This is a genomic window from Nocardia sp. NPDC059236, from assembly GCF_042754085.1.
Taxonomy (GTDB): domain Bacteria; phylum Actinomycetota; class Actinomycetes; order Mycobacteriales; family Mycobacteriaceae; genus Nocardia.
In genome coordinates, this window is record NZ_JBHZAF010000007.1 from 448004 (window position 1) to 461693 (window position 13690).

A 13690-nucleotide genomic window follows, 5' to 3' on the forward strand; every position below is an offset into this window, starting at 1 on the left:
TCCGTGACGGAGACGGTAATTCGACCTCACCCGGCGGCGTGTCGCGTGGTGACCTTTCGGTTACTCGAATTTCGTATCAAGCGTCCGATATTCGGCCATGAGCGAGTCGAGGAAGCAGTTGGCGGTGCGGGCCGCCCGTTCCGGATCGCCGTCGATGACCGCCTGCACCAGTTCGGCGTGCTCGTCGTGGTACGTCTCGCCCTCGCGCTCGGACCGGAAGCGGATGCCGGCCGCGATGACGGGCAGCAGCGAGTCGTAGAACTCCAGGTATACCGCATTGTGGCTGGCGACCACGATGGCGCGGTGCAGTTGCACGTCGGCCTCGATGGCGGCGTCGAAGTCGGTGTCCCAGTAGCGGTTTCGTTCTTCGAGCACGCGTCGCAGGGTCGCGATGTCGGTGTCGTCGCGGCGTTCGGCGGCCAGCCGGGCGGCGGTGGTGTCGAGGGCCCGCCGCAGTTCCAGGACATCGCGCTGCTGGGCGTCGGCCAGGTACTCGGTGAGGGTGCCGCCGAGGGTGGAGGTGGAGATGACGTAGGTGCCCGAGCCCTGTCTGCGCTCGAGCATGCCGGCGTGCACGAGGGCCTGGACGGCCTCGCGCACGGTATTGCGGCCGGTGCCGGTGAGTTCGGTGAGCTCGGGTTCGGTGGGGATACGCGAGCCGACGGCCCAACGGCCGGAACGGATTTCGGCACGAAGCTGCTCGGTCACCTGGGCGATGAGGCTCGTGCGCCGGACTGGTTGCACGGGTGACAGCGTACCTTGCCTCACATTCGTTGCATCACATCATCGGGTCATCCTATGATTTCCGGGTGACTGCGACGATGGATGAGACGATGGCCCCGGTGCGGGGCCTTTCCAATGCCCCGAGCGAGACGACCGGGATCCGCCCCGAAATGTCGAAGCGCGCCCTGTTCGAGGGCCGCCTGCTCGTGCTCGTCGCCATCGTCATGTCCGCTCTCACCCTTCGCGTCGCCGTCACCGCATTCACTCCGCTCGCCGCCCGCATCGGGCAGGACATCGGCTACTCCACCGCGGTGGTCGGCGTGTTCGGCATGCTGCCGACCGCCATGTTCGCCCTCGGCGGGCTGCTGACCCCGGTGCTGTCGCGCCGCCTGGGCCTGGAGACGACCGCCCTGGTGGCCATGCTCATGACCGGTGTCGGCTCGGTGATCCGCGCCCTGGTGCCCGCCACCTGGGAGCTGCTGGCCTTCTCCGCGCTGGCCCTGGCCGGCATGGGCATCGGCAATGTGGTGATCCCGCCCCTGGTCAAGCGGTACTTCTCGGATCGGCTGGCCGCGCTCAGCTCGGTCTACATCGTGATGGTGCAGCTGGGCACCGTCTTCCCGGCCCTGATCGCGGTGCCGGTCGCGGACGCGCACGGCTGGCGGCTGTCGCTGGGCATGTGGGCCGCGCTGGCCTTCGCTGCCGCGCTGCCGTGGATCGCGGTGCTGCGGGTGCGGCGTGACCACGCCCGCTCCGACACCACCGAATTGCCTTCGGAGGCGGTCGAATCCACCGGCAAGGTGTGGCGTTCGCCGGTGGCCTGGGGCATGGCCTTCATGTTCGGCATGACCTCGCTGATCACCTACTCGCTGTTCACCTGGATGCCGACGATCTTCAGCGACGCCGGCGCCAGCGCCTCCTTCGGCGGCAGCATGGTCGGCATCTTCGCCCTCATCGGCCTGGTGGCGGCGTTGAGCGCGCCGATCGTGGTGGGCCGCATGGCCAATCCGTTCCCGGTCGTCATCGGTTGCGCGGTGTTCTTCTTCATCGGCTTCGCCGGTCTGCTGCTCGCGCCGATGAGCGCCCCGCTGCTGTGGGTGCTGGCGGTGGGCCTGGGCCCGTCGACCTTCCCGATGGCGCTGACCCTGATCAACCTGCGGACCCGCACCGGCGCCGGATCGGCCGCGCTGTCCGGCTTCACCCAGGGTGTCGGCTACTCGGTGGCATGCGTGGGCCCGCTGCTGTTCGGCGCGCTTCACACGATGACCGGGAGTTGGCTGGCGCCGTTCGGCTTCCTGGTGGTGGCGGTCCTGATCCTGATGGCGGGCGCCTGGGTGGCGTGCAAGCCGCAGATGCTGGAAGACACCTGGAAATAAATTCACCGTTCGAGTTGCCGAGCCGTGAGGTTGGGGCCATGATTTTGTGGCAAGGCTCTCAACTTCCGGCTCGGTTACGCGTTTCTTCGCGTTTCCTCGCGATTTGTGGCCGCCGGAAACCCTTGTGTCACATGGTTGAAACATAAGGACACTTCTCACGCCGGTTGCCCGATATTCGTGAGCAACCGTTGATTTGCCGGTCATTTCGCGCAGCATCGACGCAATACCGATTTCCTACCTTGGGGCCATCCAGATTTCAGGAGGGCCTCTTGTTGACGACGCTGACCCGCAAGCGCGACATCGAGCATTGGGATGCCGAGGATGTCGTGGCTTGGGAAGCCGGTGGTAAGGACATCGCTCGCCGCAACCTGATCTGGTCGGTGTTCGCCGAGCACGTCGGGTTCTCGGTGTGGTCGATCTGGTCGGTCATGGTGCTGTTCATGCCGACCGACAAGTTCGGCATCGACCCGGCCGGCAAGTTCTTCCTGGGCGCGATGCCGACCCTGGTCGGCGGCTTCATGCGGATTCCGTACACCGTGGCCACCGCCAAGTTCGGCGGTCGTAACTGGACCATCGTGAGCGCGCTGCTGCTGCTGATCCCGACGCTGCTGACGCTGTATTTCATCAACCAGCCGGGCACCTCCTACACGACCTTCCTGGTCGTGGCTGCCTTCGCGGGCTTCGGCGGCGGCAACTTCTCCTCGTCGATGTCCAACATCAACGTCTTCTTCCCGCAGCGGCTCAAGGGCTGGGCGCTGGGCGTCAATGCGGGCGGCGGCAATATCGGCGTGCCGGTGGTGCAGCTGGTCGGCCTGGCGGTGATCGCCACCCTGGGCAACCACTACGGCAATGCCTCGGTGGTGTGCGCGGTCTACCTGGTCCTGATCGTGGTGGCGGCGCTGGGCGCGGCCCTCTACATGGACAACGTCAAGAACCAGAAGGCCGACCTGTCCTACATGCTCAAGGCGCTGCGGGTGCCGCAGTCCTGGGCCATCGCCTTCCTCTACATCGGCACCTTCGGTTCCTTCATCGGCTACAGCTTCGCCTTCGGCCAGGTGCTGCAGATCAGCTTCAAGGCCGGCGGCGCGAGCGTCGCCGCGGCCACCCTGCACGCCGCGCAGATCGCCTTCATCGGCCCGCTGCTGGGTTCGCTGGCCCGCCCCTACGGCGGCAAGTGGGCCGACCGCATCGGCGGCAGCAAGGTCACGCTGCTCACCTTCGCCGCCATGACGATGGCGGCCCTGCTGGTCACGGTGGCCTCGACCCTGGGTGATCGCGCCGGACACCCGCAGGGCGGCGTGCTGGTGGCCATGATCGTCGGCTTCACCGCGCTGTTCGTCATCTCGGGCTTCGGCAACGGGGCCGTCACCAAGATCATCCCGTCGGTGTTCGAGGCCAAATCCCGCTCCCTGGACGGTGATTCGGCCACCCGGGCGGCCTGGGCCCGTAACACCTCCGGTGCGCTCATCGGCTTCGTCGGCGCCATCGGCGCGCTGGGCGGTGTCGGCATCAACCTGGTGCTGCGCTCCTCCTACGCCTCCACCAAGTCCGCGACCACCGCGTTCTGGGTCTTCATGGCCTTCTACGTGGTGTGCGCCGTGGTCTGCTGGGCGGTCTTCATGCGCCGCCCGAGCCTGCGCTCGCTGACCTCCGAAACCACCGACGCCGATGTCGTCGTCGAGGCCGAGGCTCTGGTCCTCGAAGCCGAAACCGGCTCCGCCGCAACCGATTCCTCGTCCACCTCGTCGGCTCGCGCCTGACGTCCATTCGCGAAAGGGACTGTCATGACCCACAGCATCGAACGCAAAACCGTTGTGGTGGTCGGCCACGGCATGGTCGGGCACCGCTTCGTGGAGGCGCTGCGCTCCCGTGACGAGGCCGGAACCTGGCAGGTCATCGTCCTCAGCGAGGAGAAGCTGGCCGCCTACGACCGCGTCGGCCTGTCCTCCTACGTCGGCATCTGGGAGGCGTCCGCGCTGGCGCTGCCCGGCAACGACTACGAGGGCGACACCCTGGTCGACGTCCGGCTCGGCGTGAAGGCCGACGCCATCGACCGCATCGCCCGCAAGGTCACCACCTCCACCGGTGAGGTGATCGGTTACGACGCACTGGTTCTCGCGACCGGCTCCTACGCCTTCGTGCCGCCGGTGCCGGGCCACGACGCCGAGGGCTGCTTCGTCTACCGCACGCTCGAGGACCTGGACGGCATCCGGGCTGCGGCCGAGGCGGCCGGTCCGGGCGCGGCCGGCATCGTGGTCGGCGGCGGTCTGCTCGGCCTGGAGGCGGCCAACGCGCTGCGCCTGCTGGGCATGACCCCGCACGTGGTCGAGTTCAACAAGTGGCTGATGCCGGCCCAGATCGACGAGGGCGGCGGCGCCATCCTCGAGAAGCTGGTGACCGAGCTGGGCCTGGCCGTGCACACCGGTGTCGGCACCTCCTCGATCGAGACCGTCGAGGGCGCGCCGGTCGCCGAGCGGCTGTCGGTCAAATTCTCCGACGAGAGCGAATTGCGCGCCGCGGTCGTGGTTTTCGCGGCCGGTGTGCGTCCCCGTGACGAAATCGCCCGTACCTCCGGGCTGGACGTCGGCGAGCGCGGCGGTGTCCTCACCGACCTGAGCCTGCGCACCTCGGACCCGAACATCTACGCGATCGGTGAGGTCGCCGCGGTGGAGGGCGTCTGCTACGGCCTGGTCGCCCCCGGCTACAACACCGCCGAGGTGGTCGCCGACCGCCTGCTCGGCGGCGCGGGCGAGTTCCCGGGCGCGGACCTGTCCACCAAGCTGAAGCTGCTGGGTGTGGACGTGGCCTCCTTCGGTGACGCGCACGCCCGGACCGAGGGCGCGCTGTCGGTGGTGCTGCACGACGCGGCCAAGGGCACCTACGCCAAGCTGGTCGTCTCCGATGACGCCCAGACCCTGCTCGGCGGTGTGCTGGTCGGTGACGCCACCCAGTACTCGGCGCTGCGCCCGCTGGTCGGCCGCCCGCTGCCGGCCGATCCGGCCGCGCTGATCTCCCCGGCGGGTGCGGAACTGGGCGCGGACGCGCTGCCCGACGACGCCCAGATCTGCTCCTGCAACAACGTGTCCAAGGGCTCGATCTGCGGCGCCATCGCCGACGGCGCCTGCGACGTGCCGGCCATCAAGAGCTGCACCAATGCCGGAACCTCCTGCGGCGGTTGCGTTCCCATGCTCAAGAAGCTGCTGGAGCAGTCGGGTGTGCAGGTCTCCAAGTCGCTGTGCGAGCACTTCACGCAGTCGCGCGCGGAGCTGTTCCACATCATCCAGTCGACCGGCATCCGTACCTTCTCGGGTCTGATCGCCAAGTACGGCACCGGAACCGGCTGCGACATCTGCAAGCCGACCGTCGCCTCCATCCTGGCGTCCACCTCGAGCGACCACATCCTCGACGGCGAGCAGGCCTCGCTGCAGGACACCAACGACCACTTCCTGGCCAACCTGCAGAAGAACGGCACCTACTCGGTGGTGCCGCGCATGCCCGGCGGTGAGGTGACCGCCGAGCAGCTCATCACCATCGGTGAGGTGGCCAAGGAGTTCGACCTGTACGTGAAGGTCACCGGTGGTCAGCGCATCGACCTGTTCGGCGCCCGCGTCGAGCAGCTGCCGCTGATCTGGAAGCGCCTGGTGGACGCGGGCATGGAATCCGGCCACGCGTACGGGAAGTCGCTGCGCACGGTGAAGTCCTGCGTGGGTTCGACCTGGTGCCGTTACGGCCAGCAGGACTCGGTCGGCATGGCCGTGCTGCTCGAAAAGCGTTACCGCGGTTTGCGTTCCCCGCACAAGCTGAAGCTGGCGGTGTCGGGTTGCGCCCGCGAGTGCGCGGAGGCGCGCGGCAAGGACGTCGGCGTCATCGCCACCGAGCACGGCTGGAACCTGTATGTGGGCGGCAACGGTGGTCTGACCCCGAAGCACGCGGTACTGCTGGCGGGCGAGCTCGACGACGAGACGCTGATCAAGTACATCGACCGCTACCTGATGTTCTACATCCGCACCGCCGACCGGCTGCAGCGCACCGCGCCGTGGCAGGAGGCCCTGGAGGGCGGCATCGACTACCTCAAGCAGGTCGTCTGCGAGGACAGCCTGGGCATCGCCGCGGATCTGGAAGCGGCCATGGCCAAGCACGTCGAGGGCTACAAGGACGAGTGGGCCGCGGTGCTCGAGGACGAGGGCAAGCTGTCGCGCTTCGTGTCCTTCGTGAACGCGCCGGAGGAGTCGGACCCGACCATCGGTTTCGACGAGACCGGCGAGCGCAAGGTGCCGGTCCTGCTCGGAATCCCGGACATCCCTGTCAATGCGACCCACACCACAGAGACCGCCACGCACGGGAAATGACTGCTTAACCGCGAGGAAACAGGGCGCCGGTACCAATAGGTAGGGCGTTCGGAGGAGAGTACCGATGACCGTGATCGACACACCCGGCACCGCAGTGACGACCGTTTCCGGTTGGACTCAGGCCTGCCGGCAGGACTATTTGATTCCCGGCCGCGGCGTGGCGGTCCTGCTGAAGGGCGGCCGCCAGGCGGCGCTGTTCCTCACCGCCGACGGGACGCTGTTCGCCGTCGGCAATATCGATCCCTTCGGGCGCGCGGCGGTCATGTCGCGCGGCCTGGTGGGCGACCGCGGCGGTGTGCCGGTGGTGGCGTCGCCGCTGCTCAAGCAGGCCTTCTCGCTGATCGATGGGCGCTGCCTGGACGATGACTCCATTTCCTTGCCGGTGTACGCGGTCCGTGTCGCGGACAGCGTGGTCTCGGTGTCCAACGACCCGGTCCAATTCATCGGCGGTACGGCATGACCGAGGTTGACAGCGGTACCCCGCTGGCCGGCTTCACGGTCGGCATCACGGCCGCCCGGCGCGCCGAGGAACTCGGCACCCTGCTGGCCCGCCGGGGCGCGAATGTTGTTTCCGCCCCGGCCATCCGGATCATTCCGCTGGCCGACGACACCGAGCTGGAGCGGGTGACGCGGCAGCTGGTCGCGGCCCCGCCGCAGATCACCGTGGCCACCACCGGCATCGGCTTCCGCGGCTGGATGGAGGCCGCGGAGGGCTGGGGCCTGGCCGAGGAGCTGCGCGCCACCCTGGGCTCGACCCGCATGCTGGCCCGCGGCCCCAAGGCCAAGGGCGCCATCCGCGCCGCCGAGCTGCGCGAAGAATGGTCTCCCGCTTCGGAGTCCAGCGCCGAGGTGCTGGATCACCTGCTGGCCCAGGGGGTCGAGGGGGTCCGGATCGCGGTGCAGCTGCACGGCGCCACCACCGAGTGGGAGCCGGTGCCGGACTTCTGCGAGGTATTGCGCTGCGCCGGAGCCGATGTGGTTCCGGTCCCGGTCTACCGGTGGATTCCGCCGGAGGACCGTACTCCCATGGACCGCCTCATCGAGGGCATCGTCACCGCCGGACTGGATTGCGTGACCTTCACCAGCGCTCCGGCCGTGGCGTCACTTCTCATGCGCGCCAAGGAGACCGGGCTGCTGGAGGCCGTCCTGCACGCCTTCCGCACCCGGGTGCTGCCGGCCTGCGTCGGCCCCATCACGGCCGCGCCGCTGGAGGAGCTGGGCGTCACGACGTCCATGCCCGGCCGCGCCCGTCTGGGCGCGCTGGCCCGCCACGTCGCCGAGGAACTTCCCCGGCGCGCCAACCGGATTCAGGCCGCCGGGCACCTGCTCAGCGTCCGCGGCGGTTGCGTCGTCGTGGACGGTCAGGTGCGCCAGCTGGCCCCCGCGCCCATGGCGCTCATGCGTTCCCTGGCCCGCCAGCCGGGCCGGGTCGTCTCCCGTGAGGACCTGCTCGCCGCCCTGCCGGGGGGCGGCGACGACACCCACGCCGTGGAGACCGCCATCGCCCGTCTCCGCGCGGGCCTCGGCACCCCCAAGGCCATCCAGACCGTCGTCAAGCGCGGCTACCGGCTGGCTCTCGACCCCGCCGAGTGCACCGACAATCCGCACCCGGAGGGCCCGAATCAGGCTGCGCGCCAGCCGGTTCCGGCGCACACCCAGGGTCTGGGCGCGCGCCGCGACCTGCCGCCGCGCATCCCCGGCACCCGTGCGCCGCACGCGGAGGTCCCGCCGCCCGCCGCGGCAGCCCGCCGCCCGATCGCCCCGGTGAACGGGACGGGCCGTCCGGTTGGCTTCCCGGCGCAGTCCGCCGCCCGCCCCGCGGTGGCCGCGCGCCCCGGCCGTCCGGCCGGGAGTGCGTGGTGAGCGCGCCGGCGCTGGTGCTCGTCGCGCACGGCACCCGGAGCGCCCGGGGTGTGGAGATGATCGCCGAACTGGCGGGAGCTGTTGCGCGGGAGCTGGGTGCGTCGGCGCTCGCACACGGTGTCCGCGGCGGGATCGCCGAGACAGGTGCCGGTGCCGATTTCGGGGCCGCATCGGCATCGTTGCGTGAGATCGCGATCGCCGGTACCCCGCGGGTGCGCACCGCGTTCGTGGATGTGCTGGGGCCCTCCCCAGCCGAGGTGTTGCGGGATCTGGATCCGGTTCCCGCCGTGGTGGTTCCGGCCTTCCTGGCCTCGGGCTACCACGTGTATCAGGACGTGCCGCGAGAGGTGGCCGCGAGTGCTCATGACGCGGTCGCGGTCACCCAGGCGATGGGTCCGGATCCGGCGCTGGCCGAGGTGATGCACCTGCGGCTGCGGGCTGCGGGCTGGCGGCCCGGGGACGCGGTGGTGTTCGCCGCCGCGGGTTCCTCGGACGCGCGGGCGCGCCGGGATGTGCAGCGCGCGGCGCGCCTGCTCTCGGAGCGTGTCGGCACGACCGCCCACCTGGCCTATATCGCGACCGGTGAGCCCAAGGTGCCGGAAGTGGTTGCGGCGGTGCGGGCTTCGGGCGCGCGCCGGGTCTTCGTGGCCTCCTATCTGCTCGCCCACGGGCTGTTCCACCAGCGCCTGCACGAGGCGGGTGCGGACGGTGTCGCCGAGCCGATCGGTGTGCACCCGGCCGTGGTGCGCTTGCTGACCGATCGCTACTTCGCGGCAATAGATTCGCTGACGGCCGTCCGGGTCGCCTGATCGGCAGGGTCCGGGCCCGGTCGGATTAGGGGCTCGCCCCGATCCGTTAGGGGCCCGGCCCGATCCGAATCGCCCAATTCCCCTATCACTTGGTGATTTTCGATTCGCATGGCAACCTTTACCGCAATTCGGTAAAGACCCTGGAGGATCCCCACGTGAAGAAGTTTGTCGTCGCCGCTGTGATCGCGGGCGGTATCGCCGGCCCGGCCGCCACCGCCGCCGCCGATTTCCCCACGATCTACGACCCGTGGACGGCGTGCATCCAGTCGGGCCAGACCTACGACCAGTGCCAGGCGCTGGTCAACAACACCCAGCCGACGGATCAGGGCGCGGGTTTCGGCTGGACCGGTTCCGCCGCCGGCCACTGAATTCCAAAACAATTTAATTTCAGATTCCGGGCCGACGCTGAATAGCGTCGGCCCGAGTCGTGTCCGCGTGATCCGCACCACAGTAGCTACTCCTCAACAGTGGTTAAGGCGCTCCGCTTATGTGCCGTCTTGCAGCCTGATCCGTCTCGCTCACCGGTATTCGCCGGTTCCCTTCGGTTCGGCGGCGATCAGGATGGCGGGATGCCGCTCGAATATCCCGCCCGCCGCGCCGGACTCGCCTCGCAGGCGGCGGTGCGCGCCAAGCGCAAGGCCGAGTGGCTCGCCCTCTTCGCGGCGGACGCGCGTGTCGAGGATCCGGTCGGCATCTCCCCGTATGACCCGGTGGGCGAGGGGCACGCGGGCCACGAGGCCATTGCGGCGTTCTGGGACAAAGCGATCGAGCCCAGCCGAATCGAATTCGAGTGGGCCGATTCGTTCGCGTGCGGCGATGAAGCGGCCTTCACCGGGACCATTCGCAGCGCACGCCCCGAGGTGGTCGTCGAGGTTGATCTCGTCGCCGTCTACCGGGTGGATGCGGACGGGAAAATCGTTGCGCTGCGCGCGTTCTGGGAGCTGGACCGCGCCCGCGTCACGCCGATTTCGGAGTAGCCCTCCGGGGGGATCAGCCCTTCGGGGTCTGCAGGGCCGGGAACCAGATGTCGGTCAGCACACTCGCGGCTTCCTCGGCGGAGACGTCGATGGTGCCCTGCATGGCCCAGCGGGTGAAGAAACGTTCCAGTTGGGCGACAAGGAGTTCCACGCGCAGGCGGGCTTCGTCCTGGCGGTCGGCGGGCCAGCGGGAGAGGTAGGAGCTCATGACATTGGGGAGGGCCATGATGCCCTCTCGGGCCACTTCCCGGAATTCGGGTTCCAGCGTCGTGGCCTCGTCCCAGGCGGGCAGTAGGTCCTTGTATTCCTGGAACCAGTCGATGGCGCGCCGCATCCAGGCGGCGAATTCCTCCCGCGAGCCGGTGTCGAGCACGTGGTCGAGGTCCTCGTAGAAGTGCTGGACGCTGGGCAGTGTGCCCTGTTCGGCGATCGCGCGCAGCACATCCGGTTTGCCGGTGAAGTGCAGGTAGAAGGTGGCGCGGCTGCAGCCGACGGCGGCGGCGATGTCGTCGACGCGGACCGGCGCGTACCCCTGCGTGGTGAACAGCTGTTTGGCCGCGTCGATGAGCCGGCTGCGGGTCAGCCGTTTCTGTTCGTCGCGCAGCGATGTGCGCCGGGGCGTGTCGCTCTGGCCAGGTGTCTCGGGGTGGTCTACGTCGGATCGGGTCACGACTGAATGATAGACGCAAGTTCACTCACTAGACACACTGTCTAGCGAGTGTTAGCGTGTGTGGCACATCACGTCCGGCAGGGCTCTGTGACCCGTCGCCGAACCAGGAGAGTGAATTGGCTGCGCTATCTGCACACAATCGTGAATTGCCCAGGGTCTGCGTCATCGGCGCGGGCCCGTCGGGCATCACCGCCGCGAAGCGGCTCGCCGAGTACGGCATCCCGTTCGACTGCTACGAAGCCTCCGATGAGGTGGGCGGCAACTGGTACTACAAGAACCCGAACGGCATGTCGGCCTGCTACCAGAGCCTGCACATCGACACCTCGAAGTTCCGGCTGCAGTTCGAGGACTTCCCGGCGCCCGAGGAATGGCCGGACTTCCCGCACCACAGCCAGTTGCACCAGTACTTCAAGGATTACGTCGACCATTTCGACATCCGCGATCGAATCGTCTTCGGCAACAAGGTGATTTCGGCCGAGCGCGGCAGCGACGGCCTGTGGACGGTGACCACCGATCAGGGCCGCGTCGAGACCTACGACGCGCTGATCGTGGCCAATGGCCACCACTGGGATCCGCGGACGCCCGACTACCCGGGTGAATTCGAGGGCACGCTGATCCACTCGCACGCCTACAACGACCCGTTCGACCCGATCGATATGCGCGGCAAGCGCGTCGTGGTGGTGGGCATGGGCAATTCGGGCCTGGACATCGCCTCGGAGCTGTCGCAGAAGTTCATCGCCTCGAAGCTGTGGGTCTCGGCCCGCCGCGGCGTGTGGGTGCTGCCCAAGTACGTCAACGGCAAGGTCGGTGACACCCAGGTGGTGCCGGCGTGGATGCCGTCGAAGGTGGCGCTCAAGCTCAAGCAGCGTTTCGTGGTCAAGAACCGCGGCCGCATGGAGGATTACGGCCTGCCCAAGCCGGATCACCTGCCGTTCGAGGCGCATCCGTCGGCGAGCGAGGAGTTCCTGCACCGGGTCGGCTGCGGCGATATCGATTTCAAGCCCGCGATCACCAAGCTGGACGGCAAGACCGTGCATTTCGCGGACGGCTCGTCCGAAGAGGTGGATGCGGTGGTGTGCGCCACCGGCTATCACATCAGCTTCCCGTTCTTCACCGATCCGGCGCTGCGGCCCGACGACAACAACAAGCTGCCGCTGTACCGCCAGATGATGAAGCCCGAGATCGACAATCTCTTCTATCTCGGCCTGGCCCAGCCGATGCCGACCCTGGTGAACTTCGCCGAGCAGCAGTCCAAGCTGGTAGCGGCGTACCTGTCGGGCAACTACCGGTTCCCGTCGCAGGCGGATATGACGGCGGCGGTGGCGAAGGCGGAGGCCGAACGCGCCGAGCGCTATTACAACTCGCCGCGGCACACCATTCAGATCGACTTCGACATCTATGTCCGCGAGCTGAAGAAGGAACTGGTGGAGGGCGCGCGCCGGGCCGCCGCCGCGGGCAACACGCTGCCGGTGCGCAGTCGCGCGCTGGTGCGGGCGTAGAGGGGAGTGGTCAGGATGAGCAATGTGGCTGGATTCTGTGCCGACGAATTCGAGGCTGTCCGTGCGGCTTTCACCGAGCAGGTGGAGTCGGGCGCGGAGCTGGGCGCCTCGGTGTGCGTGACCGTGGACGGCGAAACGGTGGTGGATCTCTGGGGCGGCTGGGCCGATCCGGAGCAGACCAGGCCGTGGACCGCGGACACCCTGGTGAACACCTTCTCCATCACCAAGACCATGGTCGCGCTGAGCGTGCTGCTGCTGGTCGACCGCGGTGAGCTGGACGTGCACCAGAAGGTGGCCCACTACTGGCCGGAGTTTGCGGCGAACGGCAAGGCCGATATCGAAGTGCGGCACCTGCTTTCGCACACCTCGGGCGTCTCCGGCTGGGAGGCCCCGATCGTATTGTCGGACATCTACGACATCGACGCGGCCTCGGATCGGCTTGCGGCGCAGGCACCCTGGTGGGAGCCGGGCACCGTCTCGGGCTATCACGCCATGAACTACGGCCACCTGCTGGGCGCGGTGATCAAGCGCGTCACCGGCCGCCCGCTGGGCAGCTTCTTCGCGGAGGAGCTGGCGCGGCCGCTGGGCGCGGACTTCCACATCGGCACGCCCGCAGCCGATTTCGACCGCATCGCCACCCTGGTGCCGCCGGATCTCCCCGAGTTCGATCAGTCGCTGCTGCCGCAGGACAGCGTTATGTTCAAGACGCTGTTCCAGCCCCTGCTCGACTTCGCCGAATGCGCGACCCCGGGCTGGCGGCAGGCGGAGCTGGGCGGCATGGGCGGCCACGGCAATGCCCGCTCCATCGCCCGGCTGCAGTCGGTGATCAGCAATGGCGGCGAGCTGGCCGGCCGGAAGTTCCTGTCGGACAAGACTATCGACCTGATCTTCGAGCAGCAGTCCGATGGGGTGGACCTGGCCATCCTGCTGCCGCTGCGCTTCGGCATCGGCTACGGCCTGCCGCACGCGCAGACCGCCCCGCAGGTGCCGGACGGCCGCGTCTGCTGGTGGAACGGACTGGGTGGCGCGCACGTCGTCAACGACCTGGACCACCGCGTCACGTTCGCCTACGCCATGAACCGCATGGCCCCCGGCCTGATCGGCTCCGAGCGGGCCGACGCCTATATGAAGGCGACCTTCGACACAGTGAGGGGACGTGCGTGACGGGCCTCACTCGGGCAAGCTGCGAAGGTTCGCGCAATCGGATTCGAGGACTTGATTCATGACCAACGCTGTTGATCTGCAGGCTCTGGCCGCGCAGGTGGCCGGGAAGCTGACCGGGCCGGGTGGGCCGTTCGAGATGACGGTCGAGCCGGTGCTCGGAGTGCTGCTGCCGGTGTTCAAGAACCGGCACCGATCGCTGCTGGAGTTGCTGGAAGCTTCCAGGGAGCTGGGTGATCGCGAGTATCTGGTGTCGGCGCGGA

General features: G+C 68.3%; 11 protein-coding genes and 2 pseudogenes. 11 read left to right on the top strand and 2 right to left on the bottom strand.

Annotation, left to right across the window (positions count from 1 at the left end):
* Positions 1-60 precede the first annotated feature (60 nt).
* Positions 61-744: a FadR/GntR family transcriptional regulator gene (locus ACFXIV_RS21390; RefSeq protein WP_354834026.1), complete on the bottom strand. Its 684-nt coding sequence runs from the start codon at positions 742-744 to the stop codon at positions 61-63.
* 65 nt (positions 745-809) lie between these two features.
* Between ACFXIV_RS21390 and ACFXIV_RS21395 the strand changes: the two genes are divergently transcribed.
* The 8 genes and pseudogenes from ACFXIV_RS21395 (at position 810) to ACFXIV_RS21430 (ending at position 10097) form a co-directional block, all read left to right on the top strand.
* Positions 810-2099 carry an MFS transporter gene (locus tag ACFXIV_RS21395; protein ID WP_379394315.1) on the top strand — a complete coding sequence of 430 codons (1290 nt, stop codon included), beginning with the start codon at positions 810-812 and terminating at the stop codon, positions 2097-2099.
* A 269-nt stretch (positions 2100-2368) separates the two neighbouring features.
* Positions 2369-3859, top strand: coding sequence for a nitrate/nitrite transporter (locus ACFXIV_RS21400; RefSeq protein ID WP_379394317.1), 1491 nt, complete (start codon positions 2369-2371; stop codon positions 3857-3859).
* 24 nt (positions 3860-3883) lie between these two features.
* Positions 3884-6448: a nitrite reductase large subunit NirB gene (gene nirB / locus ACFXIV_RS21405; protein WP_379394319.1), complete on the top strand. Its 2565-nt coding sequence runs from the start codon at positions 3884-3886 to the stop codon at positions 6446-6448.
* A gap of 64 nt (positions 6449-6512) precedes the next feature.
* On the top strand, positions 6513-6908 hold the full coding sequence (nirD, locus tag ACFXIV_RS21410; protein ID WP_379394321.1) for a nitrite reductase small subunit NirD: 396 nt from the start codon (positions 6513-6515) through the stop codon (positions 6906-6908).
* A pseudogene (locus tag ACFXIV_RS21415) lies at positions 6905-8050 on the top strand (uroporphyrinogen-III synthase); the annotation flags it as partial. The gene nirD and the pseudogene ACFXIV_RS21415, both read left to right, overlap by 4 nt.
* Before the next feature lie 257 nt (positions 8051-8307).
* Entirely contained in the window at positions 8308-9120 is an 813-nt protein-coding gene (locus ACFXIV_RS21420; RefSeq protein WP_354834034.1) for a CbiX/SirB N-terminal domain-containing protein, read from the top strand.
* A 155-nt stretch (positions 9121-9275) separates the two neighbouring features.
* Positions 9276-9488: a hypothetical protein gene (locus tag ACFXIV_RS21425; RefSeq protein ID WP_379379491.1), complete on the top strand. Its 213-nt coding sequence runs from the start codon at positions 9276-9278 to the stop codon at positions 9486-9488.
* A 201-nt stretch (positions 9489-9689) separates the two neighbouring features.
* Positions 9690-10097 carry a nuclear transport factor 2 family protein gene (locus tag ACFXIV_RS21430; RefSeq protein ID WP_379394323.1) on the top strand — a complete coding sequence of 136 codons (408 nt, stop codon included), beginning with the start codon at positions 9690-9692 and terminating at the stop codon, positions 10095-10097.
* A 13-nt stretch (positions 10098-10110) separates the two neighbouring features.
* Here ACFXIV_RS21430 and ACFXIV_RS21435 read toward each other — a convergent pair whose 3' ends face one another.
* Positions 10111-10767, bottom strand: a complete 657-nt coding sequence (locus ACFXIV_RS21435) for a TetR/AcrR family transcriptional regulator (protein WP_379379487.1) — start codon at positions 10765-10767, stop codon at positions 10111-10113.
* A 146-nt stretch (positions 10768-10913) separates the two neighbouring features.
* Between ACFXIV_RS21435 and ACFXIV_RS21440 the strand changes: the two genes are divergently transcribed.
* The 3 genes and pseudogenes from ACFXIV_RS21440 to ACFXIV_RS21450 form a co-directional block, all read left to right on the top strand.
* Complete coding sequence (locus ACFXIV_RS21440) at positions 10914-12266, top strand: flavin-containing monooxygenase (protein ID WP_379394325.1); 1353 nt, start codon at positions 10914-10916, stop codon at positions 12264-12266.
* A 15-nt stretch (positions 12267-12281) separates the two neighbouring features.
* Entirely contained in the window at positions 12282-13430 is a 1149-nt protein-coding gene (locus tag ACFXIV_RS21445; protein WP_379394327.1) for a serine hydrolase domain-containing protein, read from the top strand.
* A 58-nt stretch (positions 13431-13488) separates the two neighbouring features.
* Positions 13489-13690: pseudogene (locus ACFXIV_RS21450) on the top strand (long-chain fatty acid--CoA ligase); the annotation flags it as partial.